The organism is Micromonospora cathayae (assembly GCF_028993575.1).
Classification (GTDB): Bacteria; Actinomycetota; Actinomycetes; order Mycobacteriales; family Micromonosporaceae; genus Micromonospora; species Micromonospora cathayae.
This window is the reverse complement of the sequence record NZ_CP118615.1, coordinates 192,355-216,941: the sequence shown is the minus strand read 5'-3', so window position 1 is coordinate 216,941 and position 24,587 is coordinate 192,355. Positions and strand designations below refer to the sequence as shown.

General features: G+C 72.3%; 22 protein-coding genes. 15 read left to right on the top strand and 7 right to left on the bottom strand.

Features of this window, described 5'->3' with window-relative positions; translation table 11 throughout:
- The first annotated feature begins 58 nt into the window (after positions 1–58).
- Together PVK37_RS01000 and PVK37_RS00995 are read left to right on the top strand one after the other, a co-directional pair.
- A complete protein-coding gene (locus PVK37_RS01000; RefSeq protein WP_275031779.1) occupies positions 59–352 on the top strand; it encodes a 4a-hydroxytetrahydrobiopterin dehydratase in 294 nt (97 codons plus the stop codon).
- Positions 349–1,503: an FHA domain-containing protein gene (locus PVK37_RS00995; RefSeq protein ID WP_275031778.1), complete on the top strand. Its 1,155-nt coding sequence runs from the start codon at positions 349–351 to the stop codon at positions 1,501–1,503. The genes PVK37_RS01000 and PVK37_RS00995 overlap by 4 nt, the downstream gene beginning before the upstream one ends.
- A gap of 145 nt (positions 1,504–1,648) precedes the next feature.
- On the opposite strand, the gene rocD is transcribed toward PVK37_RS00995, so the two are convergent.
- From rocD to PVK37_RS00980, 3 genes are all read right to left on the bottom strand, one after another.
- The gene (rocD, locus tag PVK37_RS00990; RefSeq protein ID WP_275035315.1) at positions 1,649–2,869 is read right to left on the bottom strand and encodes an ornithine--oxo-acid transaminase; all 1,221 of its coding nucleotides are present in this window, start codon (positions 2,867–2,869) and stop codon (positions 1,649–1,651) included.
- Positions 2,869–3,684 (bottom strand): dimethylargininase, encoded by an 816-nt coding sequence (ddaH, locus tag PVK37_RS00985; RefSeq protein WP_275035314.1) that lies wholly within the window; start codon positions 3,682–3,684, stop codon positions 2,869–2,871. The genes rocD and ddaH overlap by 1 nt, the downstream gene beginning before the upstream one ends.
- Before the next feature lie 313 nt (positions 3,685–3,997).
- Positions 3,998–4,888 (bottom strand): thrombospondin, encoded by an 891-nt coding sequence (locus PVK37_RS00980; protein ID WP_275031777.1) that lies wholly within the window; start codon positions 4,886–4,888, stop codon positions 3,998–4,000.
- A gap of 259 nt (positions 4,889–5,147) precedes the next feature.
- On the opposite strand from PVK37_RS00980, the gene PVK37_RS00975 reads away from it, so the two are divergent.
- Together PVK37_RS00975 and PVK37_RS00970 are read left to right on the top strand one after the other, a co-directional pair.
- Entirely contained in the window at positions 5,148–6,446 is a 1,299-nt protein-coding gene (locus PVK37_RS00975; RefSeq protein ID WP_275035313.1) for a glycosyltransferase family 4 protein, read from the top strand.
- Complete coding sequence (locus PVK37_RS00970) at positions 6,443–8,119, top strand: glycosyltransferase family 2 protein (RefSeq protein ID WP_275031776.1); 1,677 nt, start codon at positions 6,443–6,445, stop codon at positions 8,117–8,119. The genes PVK37_RS00975 and PVK37_RS00970 overlap by 4 nt, the downstream gene beginning before the upstream one ends.
- 10 nt (positions 8,120–8,129) lie before the next feature.
- Here PVK37_RS00970 and galE read toward each other — a convergent pair whose 3' ends face one another.
- Positions 8,130–9,164, bottom strand: coding sequence for a UDP-glucose 4-epimerase GalE (gene galE, locus PVK37_RS00965; protein ID WP_275031775.1), 1,035 nt, complete (start codon positions 9,162–9,164; stop codon positions 8,130–8,132).
- Between the two features lie 28 nt (positions 9,165–9,192).
- Positions 9,193–10,308, bottom strand: a complete 1,116-nt coding sequence (locus PVK37_RS00960; protein ID WP_275031774.1) for a glycosyltransferase family 2 protein — start codon at positions 10,306–10,308, stop codon at positions 9,193–9,195.
- Between the two features lie 181 nt (positions 10,309–10,489).
- Here PVK37_RS00960 and PVK37_RS00955 point away from each other — a divergent pair, with 181 nt between their 5' ends.
- The 10 genes from PVK37_RS00955 to PVK37_RS00910 all read left to right on the top strand — a co-directional run bounded on the left by PVK37_RS00955 (position 10,490) and on the right by PVK37_RS00910 (position 21,452).
- Positions 10,490–11,440, top strand: coding sequence for an aminoglycoside phosphotransferase family protein (locus tag PVK37_RS00955; protein ID WP_275031773.1), 951 nt, complete (start codon positions 10,490–10,492; stop codon positions 11,438–11,440).
- 148 nt (positions 11,441–11,588) lie between these two features.
- The gene (locus PVK37_RS00950) at positions 11,589–12,398 is read left to right on the top strand and encodes an Fpg/Nei family DNA glycosylase (protein ID WP_275031772.1); all 810 of its coding nucleotides are present in this window, start codon (positions 11,589–11,591) and stop codon (positions 12,396–12,398) included.
- A gap of 429 nt (positions 12,399–12,827) precedes the next feature.
- Positions 12,828–13,574, top strand: coding sequence for an LmbU family transcriptional regulator (locus tag PVK37_RS00945; protein ID WP_275031771.1), 747 nt, complete (start codon positions 12,828–12,830; stop codon positions 13,572–13,574).
- Between the two features lie 455 nt (positions 13,575–14,029).
- On the top strand, positions 14,030–14,569 hold the full coding sequence (locus PVK37_RS00940) for a nucleoside 2-deoxyribosyltransferase (protein ID WP_275031770.1): 540 nt from the start codon (positions 14,030–14,032) through the stop codon (positions 14,567–14,569).
- Positions 14,570–14,607: 38 nt separating this feature from the next.
- Complete coding sequence (locus PVK37_RS00935) at positions 14,608–15,483, top strand: beta/alpha barrel domain-containing protein (RefSeq protein ID WP_275031769.1); 876 nt, start codon at positions 14,608–14,610, stop codon at positions 15,481–15,483.
- A 14-nt stretch (positions 15,484–15,497) separates the two neighbouring features.
- Complete coding sequence (locus tag PVK37_RS00930; RefSeq protein ID WP_275031768.1) at positions 15,498–16,412, top strand: creatininase family protein; 915 nt, start codon at positions 15,498–15,500, stop codon at positions 16,410–16,412.
- A gap of 38 nt (positions 16,413–16,450) precedes the next feature.
- On the top strand, positions 16,451–17,761 hold the full coding sequence (locus tag PVK37_RS00925; protein WP_275031766.1) for an NtaA/DmoA family FMN-dependent monooxygenase: 1,311 nt from the start codon (positions 16,451–16,453) through the stop codon (positions 17,759–17,761).
- 27 nt (positions 17,762–17,788) lie between these two features.
- Positions 17,789–18,346 carry an NADPH-dependent FMN reductase gene (locus tag PVK37_RS00920; protein WP_275031765.1) on the top strand — a complete coding sequence of 186 codons (558 nt, stop codon included), beginning with the start codon at positions 17,789–17,791 and terminating at the stop codon, positions 18,344–18,346.
- Complete coding sequence (gene cmk / locus PVK37_RS00915) at positions 18,343–19,626, top strand: (d)CMP kinase (protein ID WP_275031764.1); 1,284 nt, start codon at positions 18,343–18,345, stop codon at positions 19,624–19,626. Before PVK37_RS00920 ends, cmk begins: the two co-directional genes overlap by 4 nt.
- Before the next feature lie 125 nt (positions 19,627–19,751).
- Entirely contained in the window at positions 19,752–21,452 is a 1,701-nt protein-coding gene (locus tag PVK37_RS00910) for a CTP synthase (protein ID WP_275031763.1), read from the top strand.
- 133 nt (positions 21,453–21,585) lie between these two features.
- Here the strand turns inward: PVK37_RS00910 and PVK37_RS00905 are convergent, their stop codons facing one another.
- A complete protein-coding gene (locus tag PVK37_RS00905; protein WP_275031762.1) occupies positions 21,586–22,005 on the bottom strand; it encodes a winged helix-turn-helix transcriptional regulator in 420 nt (139 codons plus the stop codon).
- 91 nt (positions 22,006–22,096) lie between these two features.
- Between PVK37_RS00905 and PVK37_RS00900 the strand changes: the two genes are divergently transcribed.
- Entirely contained in the window at positions 22,097–23,671 is a 1,575-nt protein-coding gene (locus PVK37_RS00900; protein WP_275031761.1) for an MFS transporter, read from the top strand.
- Between the two features lie 3 nt (positions 23,672–23,674).
- On the opposite strand, the gene PVK37_RS00895 is transcribed toward PVK37_RS00900, so the two are convergent.
- Complete coding sequence (locus PVK37_RS00895) at positions 23,675–24,580, bottom strand: aminoglycoside phosphotransferase family protein (protein WP_275031760.1); 906 nt, start codon at positions 24,578–24,580, stop codon at positions 23,675–23,677.
- Positions 24,581–24,587 lie beyond the last annotated feature (7 nt).

The window sequence follows — 24,587 nt, the reverse complement described above, 5'->3', positions numbered from 1 at the left end:
TCCCACCCGTCGCTCGCCGTCACTCGCTGTCGGCACCGTCGGAGGTAGGGTGCTGACCATGGCAGAGGTGCTCACCGCCGAGGCGGTGCGAGACGAGCTGGCCGCACTGGCGGACTGGACGGGCGACCCTGCCGGCATCAGTCGGACCGTCCAGCTCGACAGTTTCCCCGCGGCGATCGCGGTCGTCGACCGGGTCGCCGTGGTGGCCGAGGAGCGGGACCATCACCCCGACATCGACATCCGGTGGCGGACGCTGACCTTCCGCTGTACCACCCACTCCGCCGGTGGAGTCACCCAGCGTGACGTCGACCTGGCCCGGCGGATCGACGAGATCGTCCGGAGCGCGCGATGAGATTCGAGATCAGCAAGGTGCTGGACGCCATCGAGGGACGCGTCTGCACCGACCCCGTCCTGGCCCGGGCCGTGGTCGACCTGGCCGAGGTGATCCGGTACCAGGATCTCGACGCCGGCCGCCCCGCCAGCATGCTGCGGCTCGGCATGGTGATCGACGCGCTGGCCCGCCAGTTGGAGGAGGACAGCGTCCCGGTCTACGCGGTGGTGCACCGGGCGCTGCTCTCCGACGCCGACCTGACCTCCAACGAGCGGATGGTGGTCCGGCGCTGGGCCGACGACGGGCTGGTGGAGGTGCTGGACCAGCCGGGTGACCGGATCCTCGAGGTGGCCGACCTGCTCGGTCTGCCGGTGCTCAGCCGGGCCCGCTTCGACGGGCTGCGGGGCCGCTACCCGTGGGTGGTCGACCAGCCGGGACGGGTGGTCGCACCGGTGCCCGGCCAGGGCGGCCCGACCTTCGTCGCCCACGTCGGCACGGGCACCGTCCCGGTCGCCGGCCAGCCCTCACCGGTCGGCGCCAAGCTGTTGGCCCGGCTGTGGCGCTGCCCCGAGCCGGGCTGTGCCCTGTTCGGCAGCGGCGGTGGCGGCGGCGCCTTCGCCGACCTCGCCCGGGTCGTCGAGCGCAGCCCGGCCGCCCAGCCGCCACCCACCCTGCGCGGTGGCGCGCCCACCTGCCCGCGGCACGGCTCCCGGCTCGGTGACGCCGGAGCCCGGCCCCGCACCGAGGTTCTCGCGGTCCGCATCGGTGGGCTGGTCCGCCGCCGGTTCGTGCTCACTGCCGACCAGCCGGTGCTGGTCGGCCGGGCACCGGACGCCGCCGATGGGATCGTGCTCGGGCAGTGGCTCAACGACGAGGCCCGACGCTGGATCAGCCGCAGCCACGCCAAGTTCGAGTTGCGGGCCGGCACGGTGGTGGTGACCGACGTCAGCACCAACGGCAGCGGCATCCGGCCGGGCGGCTCGATGGCCGAGGCGGAGCGGATCCCGCTGGCCCCGCAGCAGTCCCGGGTACTGGATCCCGGCGACATGCTCGAGCTCTATCCGGGTGTGCAGATCGGCCGCCCCGGCGAGTTGCCGGCCGGCGCCCAGTACACCCCCACCTCGGTGATGGCCGAAGCCCCCACCATGGCCATGCGCCTCCCCCGCCCCTAACCCTCCCTGCCCCCCTCCCTCCCCGCCGCCCGCCCCCTCGGCGCGTTGACCATGAAGTTGTTGTCCTCGGCACCGGCGTGTCGGGGCAACAACTTCATGATCAACCGGGCGGGAGGCGGGAGGGGGCAGGGGGCAGGGGAGGGGGTTAGGGGGTGGGGGTCAGGACGGTGGTGAGTTGGGTGAGGGCGTGGTCGATCTCCTCGGGGGTGATGACCAGGGGCGGGGCGAGGCGGATCGTGGAGCCGTGGGTGTCCTTGGCGAGGACGCCCAGGGCCATCAGCTTCTCGCACGCCTCCCGGCCGGTCATCAACGTCGGGTCGATGTCCAGCCCGGCCCACAGGCCCCGGCCGCGGACGGCCACCAGACCCCGGCCGACCAGCGCGTGCAGGCCGGCGTGCAGCCGTTCGCCCAGCTCGGCGGAGCGGCGCTGGAACTCGCCGGTGGCCAGCAACCGGACCACCTCGGTGGCGACCGCGCAGGCCAGCGGGTTGCCGCCGAAGGTGGAGCCGTGCTGTCCCGGCCGGAGCACACCCAGCACGTCGGTGTTGGCGGCGACCGCCGACACCGGCACGATGCCGCCGCCGAGCGCCTTGCCCAGCAGGTACATGTCGGGCACGACGCCCTCGTGGTCACAGGCGAACGTCGCCCCGGTACGCCCCAGGCCGGACTGGATCTCGTCGGCCAGGAAGAGCACGTTGCGTTCGGTGCAGACCCGGCGTACGCCCGGCAGGTAGCCGGCCGGCGGCACCACCACGCCCTGCTCGCCCTGGATCGGCTCGATCAGCACCGCCACGGTGTGCTCGTCGATCGCGGCGGCCAGCGCGTCCAGGTCGCCGTACGGGACGACGGTGAAGCCGGGGGTGTACGGCCCGAAGTCGTCGCGGGCGTCCGGGTCGGTGGAGAAGCTGACGATGGTGGTGGTCCGGCCGTGGAAGTTGCCCTCGGCGACCACGATGTTCGCCTTGCCGGCCGGTACGCCCTTGACCTGGTAGCCCCACTTGCGGGCCACCTTGATCGCGGTCTCCACCGCCTCCGCGCCGGTGTTCATCGGCAGGACCAGCTCCTTGCCGCAGAGCTGGGCCAGCTCGCGGCAGAAGTCGGCGAACTGGTCGTGGATGAACGCCCGGCTGGTCAGGGTGAGCTTGTCGAGCTGGGCGTGCGCGGCGGCGATCAGCTTCGGGTGCCGGTGACCGAAGTTGAGCGCCGAGTAGCCGGCCAGACAGTCGAGGTACCGCCGGCCGTCCACGTCGGTCAGCCAGGCCCCCTCGGCGGAGGAGACCACCACCGGCAGCGGGTGGTAGTTGTGGGCCGTCCACTGTTCGGCCTCCCGGACCGCCCCCGGCGTCCGCAGCATGTCGTCGACGATCACTTGCCTGCCTTTCCCTGTCGGAGACGCAACGTGCAGCACTTCGGTCCGCCGCCGGCCTTGCGCAGCTCGGACAGGTCGACACCGATGGTCTGGTAGCCCCGGTCGCGCAGTTGCGCGGCGAGGCCGGTGGCCTGGACGGGCAGCACCACGTGCCGGCCGTCGCTGACCGCGTTCAGTCCGAGCACCTCGGCGTCGGCGATGGTGGCGTGCACGGCGTCGGGGAAGAGCCGGCGCAGCGCGGCCTGGCTGCCGGCTGAGAACGCCTCCGGCAGGTAGGCCACGGTCCGCTCGTCGAGCACGGTGAGGGCGGTGTCCAGGTGGTAGAAGCGCGGGTCGACGAGCTGGAGGCTGATCACCGGGTACCCGAAGACCTCCTGCAACTGGGCGTGCGAGGCGTGCGCGGTGCGGAAGCCGGTGCCGGCGAGCAGCAGGTCACCGGCGAGCAGGATGTCGCCCTCGCCCTCGTTGACGTGCTTCGGGTCGGACATCTCGAAGCCGGCGGCCTCGAACCAGGCGCGGTAGGCGGGGGCCTCGTCGGCGCGTTGCGGGTCGCGGAACTGCACCGCCATCGCCCTACCGTCGATCACGGTCCCGCCGTTGGCGGCGAAGACCATGTCCGGCAGGCCGGGCACCGGAGGGATCTCCTCGACGGTGTGGCCCAGCTCGCGGTACACCTGGCGGAGCTGTTCCCACTGCCGGACGGCCAGCTCGGTGTCGACCGGGGCGGTCGGGTCCATCCAGGGGTTGATCGCGTAGTCGACGGCGAAGTACGTCGGCCGGCACATGAGGAAGCGCTGGCTGGTGGCGTCCATCGTCATTGTCCTGCTCCCGGGGGTCGGGCGCGCCCTGGCCACCTTCGGCCCACGGGCTGGCGCCGTTCTTCAACGCTATGCGGCCCGGGGCGGCGGTATCCACCCGTGAGGATTGCGTGAGGCAGACGTTCATTGCGTCTGGGAGGGTCGGTACAGGTGATTCGTTGCGTGAGGCGATGGTGGGGGTGCCGTCCGGACCCGGACATGCTTCAGGGGCGGCGAACCGCCGCCCCTGAAAGAGTCGCCCCCGCTGGTGAACCACCAGTTTGACCGGGCTCGGCCGGTGCATCACCGGCGCGGGCAACAGTGCCCGTCAGAACCGGTCGACAAACTGTGAGTCAAGCCACTCCCGGAGCCGCAGCACCCAGTCACCGTCTGTGGTAGGCCAGTCGTACTGGCCGCTCATCGCGAGCACCCCGAGCACCACCGCGGCGAGACCGGCCGCCATGCCGACCAGCGCGTCGAACTTGCCGGCCACGTGCCGACGCCGGGTCGCGACCAGCCCCAGCACGGCCAGCACCGCGCCGATCGCGCCGACCGCGATGCCGTACCCGGCGAGTGTGCCGGTCAGCACGAACAGCACCCCGACCACCCCGACGACCAGGCCGAGCGTGGCGAGCAGGCTGGACCGGGGCCGCTTGCCGGCCACGGCCGGGGGCTCCGTGACGGGCCCGCCGTCGACGTCCCGGTCCGGGTCGGTCCGGTCCACGCCGGCCACGCTCCGGTCCAGGTCGGTCCGGTCCGGGTCGGCGCGGTGCAGGGTGGCCGGGGCCGTGTCGGTCCGGTCGCGGTGCAGGTGGCCCCGGTCGACGGTACGTTCCCGGGCCCCGTCCGCGTCCAGGTCGACGGTCGGGGTGGTCGTCGTACCGCCGGTGGCGTCGACCGGACGGGCGGTGGCGCGGTCGCCCTCCGCCGGCCGGCCGGTGGCGGCGCGGGCGGTGGCGGCGCGGGCGGCGGCCCGACGCTCCGCCTCCGCGTCGCGGGGGTCCCGGCCGTCGTGGGGCGCGGCGCTGCTGCGGTACGTGGTCCGGTCGTCGTCCCGACCGGTGACCACCGGCGGGGTGACCCCCCCGTCGCCGGTGTCCAGGGTGGTCGTGCGGTCCTGCCCGTCCACCCGGCCGTCCCCGTTCCGGTCCACCCGGCTGTCCGCGTTCTCGTCCCCGATTGCCGGCTCGCTCCGGCGCGACAGCGAAGGAATCTTCACCAGAAACACCTCCTGATCGATGCGTGGAGACCTCGGACGCGCCGGTTCAGCCACGCGGTGACGTCCCTGACGTACCCGGTGCCGCTTTCCGGCACACCTGGTCGCTCCGGCATCCGTCGATCGAAGCGCAGGTGAACAGGGGTCGACGTGTTCCTGTTGGGCTTCGACGCGGCCCACGGTGGCCGTAGGATCCCCAGCCGTGACCGGGACGAACGACACCGTGGCCGACCGCCGTCCGGGGACCCGGGGCCGGGTGGTCATGCTGGTGGACAACGCGGTCGACGGTGACTCGCGGGTGCAGAAGGCGGCCCGTTCCGCGGCCGCCGCCGGCTGGGACGTGACCCTGCTGGGGCGCTCGCCGGACGGCGTACCGCACCGGTGGCGGCTCGGGGGCGCCGAGGTCCGGCTGCTGCCGATGGGTGGCCCGCCCACCGGGGCGCAGGCCCGACGGCGGCGCGCGGTGGCCGCGCTCGGTGGGCTGCGCCGGCCGGTCGAGACGGCGTACACCCGCTTCTGGTCGACCGCGCTACGGGAGCGGGCCTGGCGGCGGTTGGAGCCGTCGCTGTGGCAGTACGAGCGGGCGTACGGGCCGGTGGTGGACGCGTTGGACCCCGACCTGATCCACGCCCACGACTTCCGGATGCTCGGGGTGGGTGCCCGGGCCAAGCTGCGGGCCGCCGAGCGGGGTCGCCGGGTCCGGCTGCTCTGGGACGCGCACGAGTTCCTGCCCGGTATCAAGCCCTGGCGGGACAACGTCCGCTGGCTGCCCGCGCACCGCGCGTACGAGCGGGAGTACGCCCCGTACGCGGACGCGGTGGTGACCGTCTCCGCCGAACTGGCCCGGCTGCTCCAGGCCGAGCACGGCCTCGCGGACCGGCCGGCGGTGGTGCTCAACGCCCCCGATCCCGTCGACAGCGGGAAACCGCAGCCGGAGGAGGAGTTCGTGTCGGTGCGGGCGCGGTGTGGGCTCGGGCCGGACGTGCCGCTGCTGGTCTACAGCGGGGCGGCGGCCCCGCAGCGAGGGCTGGCGGTACTGGTGGAGGCACTGCCCGCGCTGCCCGGCGTGCACGTGGCGTTCGTGGTGAACCGGCCGGACGGCGAGTACGTCCGGGGCCTGGTCGACCGGGCCGGGGAGTTGGGGGTGGCCGACCGGCTGCACGTCGGCGGGTACGTCCCCGCCGACCGGGTGGTGCCGTTCCTGGCCGGGGCGGACGTCGGGGTGATCCCGATCGAGCACTGGCCGAACCACGAGATCGCCCTGATCACCAAGTTCTTCGAGTACTCGCACGCCCGGCTGCCGGTCGTGGTCAGCGACGTACGGACGATGGCGGAGACCGTCCGCACCACCGGGCAGGGGGAGGTGTTCCGCGCCGGGGACCCCGCCGACCTGGTCCGGGCGGTCCGGGCGGTCCTCGCCGACCCGGCCCGCCACCGCGCCGCGTACGACCGGCCCGGCCTGCTGAAGTCGTGGTCCTGGCCGGCACAGGCCGAGGTGTACGACCGGATCTACGCCGACCTGCTGCCTGCTTCCGCCCCGACCGGTGGGACGGAAGGGTGAGCGTCCCCGACGTCACCGTGGTGTTGCCGGTCTACAACGCCATGCCGTACCTGACCCGCTGCCTGGCCTCGTTGGCGGCACAGACCATCGGCGCGGACCGGATGGAGGTCGTCGCGGTCGACGACGGTTCCACCGATCTCGGGCACCGGCACCTCGATCGCTTCGCGCGGCGGTTCGCCGGCCGGGTCACCGTGCTGCGGCAACCCAACTCGGGCGGGCCGGCGGCTCCCTGCAACCGGGCGTTGGACCGGGCCACCGGCCGGTACGTCTTCTTCCTCGGCGCGGACGACCAGCTGGGACCGGAGGCGCTGGAGCGGCTTGTCGCCGCCGCTGACCGGTACGACGCGGAGGTGGTCCTCGGCCGGGTGGTGGGGGTCAACAGCCGGTTCATCCACCAGGAGGTGTTCGCCGCCACCCGGCCGGAAATCGGGCTGGACGACCCGGCACTGTCCTGGTCGCTGGCGAACACCAAGCTGTTCCGCCGGGACCTGATCGAGCGGTACGGGCTGCGCTATCCGGAGGACATGCCGATCGGCAGCGACCAGCCCTTCACGTTGGCGGCCTGTCACCACGCCAGGCGGGTCTCGGTACTCGCCGACTACGACTACTACTTCGCGGTCCGCCGCCTCGACGCGCGCAACATCACCTACCTGAGCAGGGCCGAGGAACGGCTGGCCTGCGCCGAGGCGCTGGTCGCCTTCGCGGACGGGTTGATCGGGCCAGGGCCGGCCCGGGACACCGTCCTGACCCGGTACTTCGCGTTGGAGGTCGGGGCGTTGCTGGCCGACGACTTCCTCCGGTTGGACCGGACGACCCAGGCCAAGCTGCACGCCGGGGTGCGGACGCTCGCCGAGCGGCACCTCAGCGCCCGGATCGCCGGACGGTTGGCGGTGGAGACCCGGCTCCGGCTGGCGGTGGCCCGCCACGGTGGCCTGGACGACCTGGTCGCGGTGATCCGGCAGGACGCCGAACGGGGGGTGCCGCCGGTCACGATGGTGGGGGACCGCTGGTACGCCACGTACCCCGGCTTCGGCCCCACCGCCGACGCCGGTGCTGCGGGCGGTGGTGCCGTGGGCGGTAGCGACGCGGCCGACGGTGGCGCGGCCGACGGTGCTGCGGATGGTGGCGACGCGGCCGACGGTGGCGCGGACGGCGGCGATGTGGGCGGCGGGCTGCCCGACCAGGTCTTCGACGTGACCGACGCGCTGCCGCAGTGGCTGGCCAAGCTGGACGTGACGTCGGTCGGCTGGGCCCGTGACCGGGCCGGCCGGACGGTGCTCGCCGTGCACGCCCGCAGCCCGCTGCCGGATCTGGACGCCCGCGCCTCGACCCTGGCCGTGCTGGCGGAGGAGGTGCCGGGTGGCGAGGTCCAGCTCACCCGGCAGGAAGCTGCGACCTCGGTGACGGCCCTGTTCGAGGTGGCCGCCCTGGTCGCGGCGAGCGCGGTCACCGGGCAGCGCCGCGCGGTACGGGTCGAGGTGACGGTGGCCGGTGACAACGGTTCGGCACCACTGCGGGCGACCAGGTTGAATGCGTCCCGTCCGGTGGTCTGCCGACGCGGCCGGCGGCTCTACGCGGTCAGCCCGAGCCGGGACGACTCCGGACGCCTGATGATCTCGGTTGTCCCGCTCACCCCGCGGCGGGTCGTCGCCCGACTGGCCCAGCGCCGTTGAGCCCGGACGGTCAGGGCCGTGCCCGCCCGGCGGGTCCGGTCCGGGTCGCGCCCGCCGGGCCGGCGGCGTCGAGTTCCCGCCAGCGCAGCGCGTGCCCGATGGCGTCGGCTATGCCGTACCGGGGCCGCCACCGCAGCAACTCCTGGCCGCGTCGGCTCCGGTTGAACACCCCGGCGGTGTCACCGGGCCGGGGACCGGTCTCCCGGTACGGGAACGGCTCACCGGTGAACTGCTCGAAGGCCGCCAGGAGTTCCCGGACGGTGGTGCCGGTGCCGGTGCCCACGTTGACCGCCACCAACCTGTTCGGTTCGGTGGCCGCCACCTCGTCGAACCGGGTCAACGCCGCCACGTGTGCCTCGGCCAGGTCCCAGACGTGGACGTAGTCGCGGATCGCGGTGCCGTCCCGGGTCGGCCAGTCGACGCCGGTGACACAGAACTTCTCCCCGCCGAACCACGCCTCGATCATCCGGCCGAGGGCGTGACTCGGGTCGCGGATCTGCAACCCGGTCCGTAGTTGCGGGTCCGCGCCGATCGGATTGAAGTAGCGCAACGCGACAGCGGTCACCTCGCCGGCCGCCGCGGCGTCGGCGAGCACCTGTTCCACCAGCGCCTTGCTGCGGGCGTACGGGCTGGTCGGGTCGACCGGGGACGTCTCGTCGACGCCGAAGTCCGCGCCGGGCCGGTACAGCGCGGCGGTCGAGCTGAACAGCACCCGGCGGCAACCGTTGCCCGCCAGGTGGTCCACCAGCGCGATCGTCTTGGCCAGGTTCTCCCGGTAGTAGCGCAGCGGTTGGCGGACCGACTCGGGCACCACGATCACCCCGGCGCAGTGCACGGTGGCGCTGATGTCCGGGTGTTCGGTGAAGATCCGGTCGACCAGGCGGCGATCGGCGATGTCACCCCGGTAGAAGGCCCGTCCGGCGGTGAACGACTCCCGACCGGTGGAGAGGTCGTCCAGGATGACCGGGACGTGTCCCCCGTCGAGCAGCGCGGAGGCCACGGTGCTGCCGATGAAACCGGCTCCGCCGGTGACCAGCACCTTCACCAGTCGCTCCTCGCTACGCGTCGCCGGATCAGTGGATCGGGGTGGTGGGGAGGGCGGTGGTCTCCGTCCCGGTAAGTGGCACGGGCTGCGGCAGCGGGGCGGTCTCCGTGGTCGGGCCACCGGGCCGCCGTACCCGGGCGAGCGTGCGGTGGACCGACCGCAGCGCGGCCCAGGCGGCGTAGCCGTCCCGCTGGAGCAGCCGGTGCTTCAACCCGGCGACCCCGCCGGGTACCGGATAGCCGCCCGGTGGCAGCCAGCGGCGGCAGTCCTCGGCGGCCCGCCGGAAGAACCCTCGGCGCGCGGTGTCCGGTAGCCGGGAATCGTTCCCGACGATCACCAGGTAGTGGTTGACCATCAGGCGGAACAGTTCCGGACGGAAGACGTCGTACCGGCCGGCGGCGGCGTCCACGGCGGCGAAGACGGCGGCGTACTGGTCGAAGACCTCGAAGTGCCGGTCGCTGCGGGTCACCGTGATCCGGCCCTGCGGTTGCTGCCGGTAGTGGTAGCAGACCCTTTCGAGTACGTCGATGCGGTCGGCGGCCATCAACAGGGGGTGGCTGTAGGCGACGTCCTCGTACCAGCCGCCCCGGAAGCGCAGCCCGGTCTCCGCGAGCAGACCGCGCCGGACGATCCTGGTGCACGCGGACTGGGCCAGTCGGAGCAGTTGCGGGGCGTCGGCCAGCCGTAGCGGGGTGGGCTGTCCACCGAGCGCATCGGCCGAGGGGCGGGGCACCACCCGGTTTCCCGGGAAGACCTCGGCGTGGTCGATGAGGAGCACGTCGGGGCGGGTCGCGGCGAGCCGGTCCCGGACCGCGGCCAGCGCGCCGGGTGGCAGCCAGTCGTCGCCGTCGACGAACCAGACGTACTCGCCGGTGGCCCGGTCCAGCCCGGCGTTGCGGGCACCACCGAGCCCGGCGTTGGCACTCAGGTGCACCACGCGTAGCCGGGGTTCGTGCGCGGCGTACCGGTCGAGGATCGCGCCGCAGCCGTCCGGTGAGGCGTCGTCGACGGCAACCACCTCGACGTCGTCGGTCGGCTCGGCGAGGATCGAGTCGAGGCAGGTCGTCAGGTACGCCTCGACCCCGTGGACCGGAACGACGACGGACAGCCGGGGACGTCCGGAAGTGGACTCTGCGCTGCTCACACCCCGTGACCCTGCCCGACGCGGGTTGCCTTCACCCGACCGTCGGGTGAACATCCCCACGCTGGTCGCTGGCCCGTACATATCGATGGACCTTTCGGGTGGGCCCCTTCGCGCCCGGCGGCGACGGGACCCGGGCGGCCCGGGTCTCCGCCACCCGGCGGCGGAATGACACGATCTCGTGATGAGTGCCTTCCTGACGCCCGAGCAGCTCGCCCACCGGACCGCCCGCGCGGTCGACGCGGCGGTGCGTGCCGCGCGTGGCCTCGGCCTCACCGTGACCGGTCCCCGGGTGTTGCACGACGTGTTCTCCGTGGTCGTCCACCTCGAACCCGCGCCGGTGGTGGCCCGGGTGCTCACGGTGCTGCCGCACTACGCGGACCTGGCCAGCCAGGCGACCCGCCAGCGGGCCGAGCTGGGCGTCGTCCGGTGGCTCGCCGACCGGGGCGTTCCGGTGATCCCGCCCAGCCCGCTCGTGCCAGCGGAACCCGTTCAGGTCGACGGGTTCTCGATGACCTTCTGGCAGTACGTCGAACCGGCCCCGGACGCGGAACCCGACTACGTGGCGAACTGCGGCCTGGTCGCCGGGCTGCACGCCGCGATGCGTGACTACCCGGGCGAGCTGTCGTTCCTGTCCGCCGCCGAGCCACGGTTCATCGAGGACAGTCTGGCGCTGCTGGCCGAGCGTCCCGACCTCGTCGAGCCGGCCGATCTGGACCGCGCCGGCCGCGAGTGGCGGGCCCTGGAGCCGATGGTGCGGTCTCGGGCGGAGTTCGAGGCCCGGTTCCCGGGGATCGACCTGCGACCCGTGCACGGGGACTGTCCGCCGGCCAACATCTTCCCCAGCCTGCACGGCAACCTGTACGCCGACTTCGAGATGGTGACCCTGGGGCCCGTCGAGTGGGACCTGGCCGGGCTCGGCCCGGACGGCGAGGCCGCCTACGACCGTGAGGCGGACCGGCTGGGGCTGCGGCGGTTGGACCGGGACGTCCTGCGCTTCGTGACCGCCGTGGGGATGCTGCGCGGCCTCGCCGCCCTGGCCCTGGCACCGCAGCTACCCATGCTGGTGGAAGCGATCGGGCCGCTGGTGGAACAGTGGCGGTCGACGCCGTTCGCCGGCGGCCTGGCCGACTGACGACAGGTAGGCCGCCCCGGCGGGGGCCTCTCGCACGGTCAAGCGGTTCACGTACCGGTTCGCGCGGAGCCGTGCTCGAACCTCCTGATCGACAGGGCGGCGGGGGCGTGGTCGATGCGACGGGTGTCGCTGACTACGCTTGGCGGCTGTGCCGGAGGGACATACGATTCACCGCCTGGCGGCTCGGCACGCCGAGCTGTTCGCCGGGGACAAGCCGCAGGTCAGCAGCCCGCAGGGCCGGTTCGCCGAGGGGGCCGCGCTGATCTCCGGCGCGGTGCTGGAGCGCACCGAGGCGTACGGCAAGCATCTGCTGCACCACTACGCGGGCGAGCTGACCCTGCACGTCCACCTGGGGCTGTACGGCAAGTTCGCCGACGGGGCGGGGGAGCCGCCGGCGCCGGTCGGGCAGGTCCGGCTCCGGCTGACCACCGACCGGCACTGGCTGGATCTGCGCGGGCCGACCGCCTGCGAGCTGTTCACCCCGCCCGAGGTGGACGCGTTGCGGGCCCGGCTCGGCCCCGATCCACTGCGCGCCGACGCCGACCCGGCGCGGGCGTTCGACCGGATCCGGCGCAGCGCCACCCCGCTCGCCGCGCTGCTGCTGGACCAGTCGGTGGTGGCCGGCACCGGGTTGATCTTCGTGACCGAGGCGTTGTTCCGGGCCGGGCTGCCGCCGCTGCGGCCCGGCCGGGAGCTGACCCCGGACGGGTGGCGGACCCTCTGGGCGGATCTGGTCGAGCTGATGACGGTCGCCGTCGAGCGCGGCCGGATCGACACCGTCCGCCCCGACCATCTGCCGGAGGCGATGGGTCGCGCGCCCCGGATCGACCGGCACGGTGGCGAGGTGTACGTCTACCGCCGGCCGGGTCAGCCCTGTCACGTCTGCGGCGCCCCGGTGGCCCGGGGTGAACTGGGCGGCCGGAACCTCTACTGGTGTGCCGGCTGTCAGGCCGGTTGAGCCGCGCCCACCCGGTACCGCGACACCGGCCGCCGGGTACGCCCTGACCGTTCCGTGGGCACGCGGGGGACGGTGGCCGTCGGGTTGCGGAGTGCTGCCCGGGCGTGTCCGGTAGGAGAACTCCGGCCCCGGGGGCCGACCGGCGCCGCGCCCCGCCCGGTCGTCGGCGGGTCCGGCAACCCCCATTGAACGTGACGGTCGTCACTGTGGGCGGCCGGGCATCCGTTGGGCTCTCCGCTACAGATCCGCCACGTTGAGTAGTTACTCTGCCGGTATGTGCTGTCACGTTGGTCCAAAGCGGACAGACCTTAGCCGTAGTGTCGACGACCACGGTTTCCTGGCGGTTTCCGGAGTGCCGTGTCGATTTCCGGCCGGCCGGACCGGTGGGGCCGTGATCGCCGGGCCGCCGATGGGGAAGGTGCTCTTCTGATGCCGGAGGAGGGCATGCCGACCGATCGTTCCCTGTCCGCTTCCATACCCCCGGCCGCGCGGAGCGTCCGGCACGCCCTGGCCCTTCACCCGAAACATCCGGCGGGGCGAGGGGCGAACCTGGGATTGGACAGCGTCGTTGTCCCGCAACCGACCAGCCTGCACATTCCGGCGAGCGTCCCCTATTCGACCTGGGACCGCATCGGCGGGCAACTCTCCCTTATCGTCCGGTCCTCCGCCTGGTGGCTCGGCGACTGGCTGCTCTACGGCGAACGCATGTACCCGGACCGCTACGCCGCCGCGATCGAACGGACGTCGCTGGATTATCAGACCCTGCGGAACTATGCCTGGGTCGCTCGCCGCTTCGAGCCGCACCGGCGTTGGGCGCAGTTGAGCTTCTCCCATCACGCCGAGGTCGCCACCCTCTCCAAGGCGGAACAAGACCTCTGGCTCCAGCGGGCCGCCGAGGGAAAGTGGTCGAAGAACACGTTGCGCCGGGAACTGCGGAAGCGGGCCGACCGGGTCGATCCGCCGCCACCTGGCGAGGAATGGGTACGGAACGACGAGGGCGGTTCCCGGGTCGCCTCGTCGACAGTCCGTAAGCGGCTTCCGTTGATTCTGTCCGTGGACCCCGCCTCGGATCGGTTCGAGCGCTGGCAGCGGGCCGCCGCCCGTACCAACCGGACGCTCGAGGAATGGATTATGTCCATCCTGGACGACGCATCGGACGATCTTCCCGCCGGGTAGTCCCTCGGGGCGGCCGTTGCACGGGGCGGGGCGACTGCTGGGAATTCCGTCCGAGGCGCGGGCGCGCGGTCGGGTGGTGTAGCCCGGCTCTCGGCTGCCCCCATCCGGCCGGTGGGTTCGTCGTCCGCGCTGCTCAGCGTGTAGGTCGCCGACTCCGTCCGGTCTGTCGCCCAGGGGTCTGCCGTCCCGCCGGCGGGACGCGGCGGGACGGCGAGGGCTCCTCCGCCGTCCCGCCGCGGAATCGGTGTCGGCCGGCTCCGCGTGGACCACAAAAACGATCTTCTCCGGGATGCACTGAACGATCTACGAATCGCGTGCGGCTCCCTTGCCGGCACTAATGCTGACAGGTAGCCTCTCGGATTGGCGTCCATTGATGCCTCGCTATCGGCGTCGCCAGGGGTCGCGTTGCTGTCGTACCCCTTCGGTGAACCAACTCGTTCCGGAAAGGATCAGTGGTGGGCGAGAAACCCGAACAGTACCTGGGTGGCCTCGACGTATTCGTTGGTGGCCCCATCCAGCACGCCATTCGTCCGGTTGGCTTCCTGCCCAGCCTCCAGGAGTCCATCTCGACGGCCATCGGTCAGATACGGGCGAACGGCGGGAACGTTTTCTCCGCCCACGTGGTGGAAGAGTTCGGCGACAAGACGGCCGCCTTCACCCCGGAGCAGGTCTCCCTGCGGGACTTCCGTTGGATGAAGAAGTGCGACGTGTTCGTCCCTTTCCTCCCCGTGGGTGAGGACGGTACGCTGCTGCGGACCGACGGGACGCATATCGAACTGGGCTGGGCCACCGCTCTCGGTCGCCCGATCGTCCTGGTCACGTCGCTTCCGATCAACAACTCCGCCAGTCACCTTCTCAAGGGTCTGCACATGGTGGGATCGGTGACCGTCCTCGACCTGGAGCTCGTCCTGAAGGAGCCGGAGTTCCTCATCAACGGGATCCTGTCCGCCACCGGGCGGCAGCGGGAAGCAATTCTCGCCAGCGCGATCTCGTGAGCCATGTCCACTCCGACCGCTTCGGCATTGGATCCGAAATGAATGACGTACAGGTGCTCGGTCTCCGACTCGCGAATCCCCTGGTGATCGGTTCCGGTCTGCTCACCGACCAGGAGCGCAACATTCGGAAGCTGCTGGCGGCCGGGGCGGGAGCGGTGGTCACCAAGACCATTCATCCCAACCCGCCGACCACTTTGGACGAACGGATCGTACGGATCCCGACCGGCATGCTCAACAGCACCACCTACTCCAAGCGTCCGGTCAGCTGGTGGCTGCGGCTGCTGCGGTCCCTCGCCGACGACCGGTCGCCGGTGATCGCCTCCATCCACGCGGACAGCCCCGAGGAACTGGGCAGTCTCGCGGAGGCGGTGGTGCTCGCCGGTGCCCCCGCGCTCGAACTCGGCATCTCCTGTCTCAACGAGGAGGAGGGCGATCTCCAGGACACCCCGGAACGGGTCCTCGCCTACACCCGCGCGGTGCGGCAGCGGGTCACCGCGCCGATCGCGGTCAAGCTGGGCATCGGCGAGGGCCTGCCGGACCGGGTCACCGCCGCGATCGAGGGCGGCACCGACGCGATCACGATCAGTGACACGATCCCGGGCGCGGCGATCGCCGACGACGGGCAGTTGGCCCTGGGCGGGGTCTACGGCTACTCCGGTCCCGGCATCAAGCCGTTGGTGCTGGCGGCGATCGTCCGGCTGCGTCGGCGCGGCTTCGACGTGCCGATCCTCGCCTCCGGGGGCGTCACCTCCGGTGCCGACGTGCACGACTACCTGCGGGTCGGGGCGTCCGTCGCGCAGGTCTACACCGCCCTGCACACCAACATGTTCGACACCCTGCGGCGCATCCTCGACGAGGTCGCCTCGGCACCCGCGGCAGCGGTGACGCCCGACCACGCCGCCGTGGCGGGATGAGGGGCCGGGCCGAGATGAAGATCCGTTCACCGTGGTCCCGCAACCTCGCCGAACTCAGCAGTGCCACCGTGGCGGAGGCCGTGCGCGGCGGGACCCTGATCTGGCCGCTCGGCAGCATCGAGCAGCACGGCCCCCACCTGCCCCTGGCGGTGGACACCGTCATCCCGGAGGCGTTGGCCCAGCAGCTCGCCTTCGAACTCGACGGGTACCGCCTGCCGGTGCAGCCGATCGGGGCCCGGTCGTTGCCGCAGAGCGGGGGAGGGCCGGCCTTCCCCGGCACCCTCCACCTGCGCGGCGACACGCTCATCCGGTACCTGACGGAGACGCTGGAATCGCTGTGTCACCTACCGTTCCACCGGCTGATCCTGCTCAACGGCCACTTCGAGAACGAGGCGCTGATCTTCGAGGCCGTCGACGACGTCCGCCAGCGGGGTCTGCTCGACGGCCGGGAGGCCATCGCGTTCAGCTGGTGGAGTCTGGTGACGGACGCGTGGCTGAACGAGGAGGTGGCCGGGTTCCCCGGCTGGCACGCCGAGCACGCCGGGGTCACCGAAACCAGTCTCATGCTGTTCCTCCGGCCCGACCTCGTCTCCCCGGAGCGACCGGAACACCACAACCCACCGCTCGCCGGGATCTACCTGCATCCCGCCGATCCGACGGTCACCACGAACCAGGGTGTGCTCTCCTCCACCGTCGGCGCCAGTCAGGAGCTGGGCGAGCGGCTCTTCTGGCACGTCATCTCGGGCGCGACGGCGCTGGTGCGCCAGGGGCCGGGGATGCGTCGGCCCGCCGCCGCGGAGCCGGCAGCCGCCGCGGAACCGGGTGGTGCTGCGGAGTCGCCCACCGCCACAGAACCGGATGGCGGTGCGGAATCGGGTGGCGGCGCGGACCTGCGGGCCGTTCCGAAGCTGCCCGCCGCGACGCCGTGACGAGGACCTGACACCGAGTCCCGCAAAGGAGACCAGTAGTGCCGACCAAGTTTCACCTCGCGTCGATCTTCAACTTCACCCCCGACGACTGGCAGGGGCCGTTCGGCAACGGCGGGTCGCCGTGGAACGGTCGCTTCCACGTGGAGGTGGCCCGCGCCTTCGAACGGGCCTGCTTCGACTTCGTCATCATCGAGGACAAGCTCATGGTCCCCGAGACGTACGGCGGCTCGTCGGAGGCCGCCCTGCGGCAGGGGACGATCGCGCCCAAGCACGACCCGGTGCCGCTGGCCGCGGCGATGGGCCTGGCCACCTCCCACCTGGGCATCGTCGCCACCCTGTCGACCATGGCGTACCCGCCGTTCATGACCGCCCGGCTCGCCTCCACCATGGACAGCCTGCTCGAGGGGCGGTTCGGCTGGAACATCGTGACCAGCGCGGAGGACCTCGCGGCCCGCAACTTCGGGCTCGAGTCGCTGCCGCCCCGGGACGTCCGGTACGAGATGGCCGACGAGTACGTCGACCTGGTCCGGGAACTCTTCGGTTCCTGGGACGAGGACGCCGTCGTGCTGGACCGGGAGAACGGTGTCTACGTCGACGCCAGCAAGGTACGGCCGATCAACTTCGTCGGGAAGTACTACCAGTGCCGGGGGCCGCTGAACACCGTGCCCTCGCCCCAGCACCGTCCCGCGTTCGTCCAGGCCGGTGCGTCACCGCGCGGTCGCCGGTTCGCCGCCCGCAACGCGGACGCGATCATCGCGATCGCCAACGGGGTGGAGGGGATGCGACGGTTCCGGGACGACGTACGGGCGCACGCCGTCGCGGCCGGCCGCGATCCGGACGAGATCAAGGTGCTGTTCTGCGTCACCCCGACGCTCGGTGAGACCGAACGCGAGGCGATCGGACGCCACCAGCGGATGGTCTCGTCGCCGCAGTTCATCAGGGACCTGCTGATCCAGACGTCGTCGATCACCGAGATCGACTTCGCCCGGTTCGACCTCGACGAACCGCTGCCGGAACGGCTGACCACCAACGGCGAACAGGGGTCGCTGGACATGTTCCAGCAGTGGGGCAGCGGCAAGACGCTCCGCCAGCTCGTGATGGACAGCGCCGGCGGCCTGGTGTCCTCGCTGGAACTCATCGGCACCCCCGACCAGGTGGCGGAGCGGATGGGCGAGGCGATGGAGGAGGTCGGCGGCGACGGCTTCGTGATCACGACGCCGTCGCTGCGGATGAACCGCCGCTTCGCGATCGACATCGCCGACGGCCTCGTGCCCGCCCTGCAACGACGCGGCCTCACCCGCTCCGCGTACACGAAACCGACCCTCCGGCAGACCCTCACCGAGTTCTGACGGAGTCCAGAGGTAGGAGACCGAAGGATGGGACACCACGGCACCATCTCGCGGACGACACTGGTGATCGGTAATCCCCGCCCCGGGTCCCGTACCCGCGCGGTGGCGGAGGAACTCGCCCGGGCGCTCGTGTCGCAGACCGGCCGGCACGACGCCACCACCCACGTCATCGACCTGGCCGAGCACGCGTCGGAACTGGTGGACGCGTCCGGCGGCCACCGGGACCGGTACGCGATCCCGGCCGACGTCGAGGTCGTGATCGTCGCGACGCCGGTCTACAAGTCGAGCTTCACCGGGCTGCTCAAGCTCTTCCTCGACCAGCTCCCGCCGGGTGGCCTGGCCCGGGTCGTGGCCGTCCCGGTGAGCGTGTCGGCGTCCCTCGCCCACAAGCTCGTGGCCGACCTGCACCTCCGTCCGGTTCTCGCCGAGCTGGGCGCGAGCCTGCCGGTCCCCTCGCTGCTGGTCGAGGAGGCCGAGCTGGGCGCGGTACCGGAGCTGGCCCGGGAGTGGGCCGGTCGGTACGCGCCGGTGGTGGCCGCCACGGTCGCCGCGCTGCGCCAGCCGGCGGAGGCGACGGCCGTATGACCAGCTCGCAGATCGTGTCGGCGGCCCACTCCGAGGGCGAATCGCGGGGCGCGTTGCGCGGCGTGGTGGCGATCGACGGACCGGCGGCGGCCGGCAAGTCCACCACCGCGCGCGGGTTGGCGCTGCTGTCGGGGGCGGCCTACCTGGACACCGGAGCCATCTACCGGGCGGTGGCCTGGGCGGTGCTGCGGGACGGCCTCAGCCCGGAGGGGGGCCAGGTCGCCGACCTGGCCGGTCGGCTCGACATCGACATCAGCGTCGACCCGTCGCTCGGCCAGCAGGTGACGGTGGACGGCGAGCGGGTCGAGGCCCAACTGCGCTCCCGGCAGGTGTCGGAAGCCGTTCCGTCGGTGGCGAGTCACCCGATCGTCCGGGAGGCGGTGCACCAGATCCAGCGGAACGTCATCGCCCGCCTGGTCGCCAGTCGCGGGGGGATCGTGGTGGAGGGCCGGGACATCGGCACCGTCGTCGCCCCCGAAGCCGGGCTGAAGGTCTTCCTGACCGCGTCCGACGACGAGCGTGCCCTGCGCCGGTCGCGGCAGGAGGGGGTGACCACCTGGAACGGGATCATGGCCGTCCGCCAGGCACTGCTGCGCCGGGACACCCGGGACCGCAACCGCGCCGTCAGTCCGCTGGCGAAGGCACCGGACGCGGTCGAGGTGGACACCACCAGCATGACCCCGGCGGAGGTCGTCGACCGGCTGGTGTCCCTGGCCGACGAGCGGGGCATGCTCCGGCTGGCCGCCCACCCGCCCGTCGGTCCGGACGGTACGCCGGACGACGGACCGCAGGAGACGATCACCAGCCCGGCCACCTTCCGGTCGCTGTTCCGGGGCCACGCGGCCGGGGTGGTGGTGATCACCGCGGACGCGGGGTCCGGGCCGGTCGGTTTCACCGCCACGTCGCTGAGTTCCGTTTCGCTGCACCCACCGTTGGTGGCCTTCGCGCTGTCGACGTCCGCCTCGTCCTGGGAGACCGTCAGCGCGGCGACGAGCGTGGTGGTCAACTTCCTCTCGGCCGACCAGCACGAGATCGCCCGTCGCTTCGCGACGAGTCACGTCGACCGCTTCGCCGCGCCCACGTCGTGGTCGCGGCTGCCCAGTGGGGAGCCGGTCCTCGACGGGGTCCCGGCCTACCTGCGGGCCGTACCGGAGTCGAGGTTCGAGGCCGGTGACCACCACCTGGTGGTCGCGCGGGCGGTCGAGGCCCGGATCCGGCGTCTGCACCTGCCGCTGATCTACCACGCCGGCAGCTACACCACCGCCACCACCGTCCTCTGAACCGACGATCCGCCGCCGTGGCCGGTGATCGGGGTCGGTGGTCCGCCGACCGGCGACCACCGGCCCCTCGTCGGCCACGGCCGCGTCGGGCGGTCGGCAGAGGCTCGACACCCCGGGAGGCTCCGATGCCGCCAGGAACCGCGACCAAGTACGTATTCGTGACCGGGGGGGTGGCCTCCTCCCTGGGCAAGGGCCTCACGGCGAGCAGTCTGGGCTGTCTGCTGACCGCCAGAGGCGTGAAGGTGGGGATGCAGAAGCTCGACCCGTATCTGAACGTCGACTCGGGCACCATGAACCCGTACCAGCACGGTGAGGTTTTCGTCACCGAGGACGGCGCCGAGACCGATCTGGACATCGGCCACTACGAACGGTTCCTCGACGTCGAACTGGATCGCACCGCGAACGTCACCTCGGGACAGATCTACTCCTCGGTCATCGACCGGGAACGACGGGGCCGCTATCTGGGCGACACCGTCCAGGTCATTCCGCACATCACCGACGAGATCCGTACCCGGGTGACGAACACCGGCGACGAGGTGCGGATCGTCGAGATCGGCGGAACCGTGGGCGACGTCGAGTCGTTGCCGTTCATCGAGGCCGCCCGACAGATCCGCCGTGAGGTCGGCCAGGAGAACTGCGTCTTCGTCCACGTGTCACTGGTGCCGTACATTTCGCCGTCGGGCGAACTGAAGACCAAACCCACCCAGCACTCGGTGGCGGCCCTGCGCAACCTCGGCATCCAACCGGACGTGCTGGTCTGCCGGTCCGCCCGTGCCCTGCCGGAGAGCCTGGCCCGGAAGATCGCGTTCACCTGTGACGTACCGGTCGACGGGGTGGTGTCCGCACCCGACGCGCCCTCCATCTACGACCTGCCCCGGCTCATGCACACCAACGGGCTCGACACCTTCGTCACCCGCCGCCTCGGACTGCGTACCGCCGAACCCGACCTGCGGGCCTGGGAGCGGCTGACCGGTCGGCCCGGCGCGGCCGACCGCACCGTCGAGGTGGCCCTGGTGGGCAAGTACGTCGAGTCCCCGGACACCTACCTCTCGGTCACCGAGGCGTTGCGGGCCGCCGGTTTCGCGCACGGGGTGTCGGTCGACGTGCGACGGCTGGACGCCGACGACTGCCGGACCCCGGACGGGGCGGACCGGTCCCTGGCGGGCGTGCACGGGATCCTGGTCCCCGGCGGGTTCGGGATCCGTGGCATCGGGGGGAAGGTGCGGGCGATCGGTCACGGCCGGATCCACCGGATCCCGGTCCTGGGTCTCTGTCTGGGCCTCCAGTGCATGGTGATCGAGGCCGCCCGGTCGCTGGCCGGGCTGGCGGACGCCAACTCCGCCGAGGTAGATCCGCACAGCCCGCACCCGGTGGTGCACACCATGGCCGCCCAGCACGACGTGGTGGCGGGCCGGCGGGGCCTGGGCGGCACCATGCGGCTCGGCGCGTACCCGGCCCGGCTGCGGCCCGGATCCGTCACCGCCGCCGCGTACGGCGGGCTCGTCGTCTCGGAGCGGCACCGCCACCGGTACGAGGTCAACAACAAGTACCGGGCGGTCCTGGAGGACTCGGGGCTGCGGATCTCGGGCACGTCGCCGGACGGCGAACTCGTCGAGTTCGTCGAACTGCCGTCGGACGTGCACCCGTTCTTCGTCGGTACCCAGGGACACCCGGAGTTCAAGTCCCGGCCGACCCGGCCCCACCCGCTATTCCTCGCCTTCGTCCGGGCCGCCTGCGACCGTGCGGGGCTGGTGTCCGCCCTGTCGTCGCCGGGGCACGTCGCCGGCAGCGCGGCCCGGCTCGTGCACGACGGGCAGGTCGCCTAGGCCGCCCGGGTCGGCTGACGGCCGCCGCGTGCCCCCCCGCCCCGCGCGGGGCCCGCGGCGGTCGTTCCGGCGTGCCCGGGGACGGTCGCCCGCGCCGGTCACCGGGCGCCGGTGGGCGACCACCAGCGGGGGCTCACGGTGCGGACCCGGGCACCGGCACCGTCAGCTCGTCCGGCCGCCCGGCGTCCGGCCCGTCCGTCCCGGGCGGCGTCGGTGCCGTTTCCCGGATCACCGTGCGGTACCAGTTACCCCACTCGTCCAGCAGTTTCGCGGTCTGTTCCAGGCTGCGGCCGATCTCGGTCAGTGAGTACTCGACCTTCGGCGGGATCTCCCGGTAGATGGTCCGGGTGACCAGGCCGTCGGCCTCCAATTCGCGCAGTTGTCGGGTGAGCATCCGCTGGGTCACGCCCGGCAGCGCCCGTCGGAGTTCACCGAACCTTTTCGTCCCGGTGAACAGTTGCGACAGGATCGCCAACTTCCACCGGCCGCCCACCACCTCGATCGCGACCTCGATGGCGCAGGAATCAAGCGCGTGAGCCACATTCGTACGCATCGCCGCAGCACCTCCCTGGTATCACCCGTGACACTACTGGACAGGAATGTGCGTACTTGTCGGTTCGCACCCGTCCACCGAGAATCCGACCATGACCCTGGAGCATGCGGAGGGGCCCGCCGTGTCGGTCGGCGCACCCGTCTCACGGAACAACCGGTGGGCCGTTCTCGCGGTCATGTGCACCAGTCTGCTGTTGGCGGGCATCGATCTGACCGTGCTGAATGTCGCGGTTCCCAATCTGACCCGTGACCTGCTGCCGAGCGGGACCGCCCTGCTCTGGATCGTCGACATCTACTCCCTGACCGTGGCGGCGCTGCTGGTGACCTCCGGCACCATCGGCGACCGCATCGGACGCAAGCGGCTGCTGCTGGCCGGCTTCGCGGTGTTCGGGCTCGCCTCGCTGGGGGCGGCCCTCTCGACCACCACCACCCAGTTGATCGTCACCCGGGCCCTGCTCGGGGCCGGTACCGCCATGATCATCGCCGCGACCGTGTCGATCATCCGGGTGGTCTTCGTGGACGACCGCGAGCGGACCCTCGCCCTCGGCCTGTGGACCGCCGCGCACAGTGTCGGAGCCACCGTCGGGCCGGTCATCGGCGGGCTGCTGCTCCAGCGGTGGTGGTGGGGCTCGGTGTTCCTGGTCAACGTGCCGATCATCGTGGTGGTGCTGGTCGCCGGCTTCCTGGTGGTGCCGGAGTCGAAGAGCAGCACCCCCCGCAGGTGGGACCTGACCAGCGCACTGTTGTCGATCGTCGGGCTGGGCGGGCTGGTGTACGCCATCAAGGAGGCCGGGTCCGCCCTGGGCCTGGAGCCCACGTTGCTGGTCAGCGGGCTCGGCGGGCTGGCGCTGCTGGTCTGGTTCACGGCCCGGCAACGCCGGTTGACCCAGCCGCTGCTCGACATCACCCTCTTCGCCAACCGCCGGTTCTCCCTCGCGGTGGTCTGCGTGCTGGCCTGCTTCGGCTCGTACGTCGGGCTGCTGTACCTGCTCACCCAGTGGTTCCAGCTGATGGACGGGTACTCGCCGCTGACCGCCGGGTTCGCGCTCGTGCCGCTCGCCGCCGCCAATGCGGTCGGCGCGATCGGCGCACCCTGGCTGTCCGAGCGGTGGGGACGCGGCAGAGCGATGGCGCTGGCGCTCGGCGCGTTCGCCGTGGCCATGCTCGGCCTGACGGTGGTGAGCGGGACGGGCCACTACCCGCAGACCGTGGTGGCGATGCTGGTGGCCGGGGCGGGGGCGGGCGTCGTCATGACGCTCGGCGCGGACGCCATCATGGCCTCGGCGGAACCCGAGCGCGCCGGTGAGGCGGCGGCCGTCCAGGAGACCTCGTTCGAACTCGGCGCCGGGCTCGGCGTCGCCATCCTGGGCACCGTCCTGCTGGCCGTCTACGGCGCCACGATCCGCCCGCCGGATCTCGCCGCCGACGACGAGCGGACGGTACGGGAGTCCATCGGCGCGGCGACCGAGGTGGCGAGCACCCACGAGCCGGCGCTGGCCCAGCAGATCGTCGCGGCCGCCCAGCGCGCCTTCGAGAACGGCTTCTCGGTGGCGACCGGGGTCGCCGCCGCGACGTTGGCCCTGACCGCGGTGCTCACCGCGACGATGCTCCGGCACTCGGGTGGGGACGGAGCCGAGTCGGCCCCGGAGGACTCCGGCGCGTCCTGACCGTCAGCTGCCGTCGAGCAGCCAGCGGACCACTTCGACCTGCTGCGGGAAGACCTGCCCCGCGCCGATGCTCCAGGCCAGCGTCTGGCCGATCGTCCAGCCCCGGACCCGGTCCCGGTCCAGCCCCAGCTCGGCGGTGAGCCGGTCCAGCCGGTACCGGACCGCCGCCGGGGAGTGGCCCAGCTCCGCGCCGCGCACCATCGGCACCACGCCGAACTCGCGCTCGCCGACCAGCGGTTTCGGGTCGATCACCAGCCACGGCTCGCGGTCGGCGCGCAGCACGTTACCGGCGTGCAGGTCCTGGTTGACCAGCACCTGTCCGCCCTGGGTCGGAACCAGGTCGGCGAGCAGGTCACGGGCGGCGTCGAGCAGCCGCCGATCGTACGGGCGGCCGGCCCGCTCCCAGTTGCCCGGCATCCGCTCCACCCAGCCGGCGGCCTCCTCGGCCAGCGGGGTGATCCCGGCCACGGCGACACCGGCGGCAGTTGGCCCGTCGACCGGCAGCCAGAGCCGGGGAAGCAGATCGACCACCACCCCGAGCGCCTCCTCGGGCGGGCGGTGGCGCAGCGGCTCGCCGGGCAGGCACCGCTCGACCAGCAGTGCCCGCCAGGTCGGTTCGTGGGCCAGCAGCCGGACCGCGCCGTCGCCGGCCCAGGCCGCCAGCGCCGTCGCCTCGTGCACGCTGTCCGGATCGGGGTACTGGAGCTTCAGCACGGCCGGTGTCCCGTCCGGCAGGTCCGCGCGCAACGCCAGCGAGGCGACACCCCCGTCGTACGCGGGTCCGAGGCGCAGCTGCCAGCGTTCCGCGCAGGCGGCCAGCCGATCCGGTAGCCCCGCCAGCCACTCCCGGCCGGCGGGCGCCTCCCGCACCCAGCCCAGCGCCTCCGGAATCCACAGTTGCCCGCTCACCGGACCA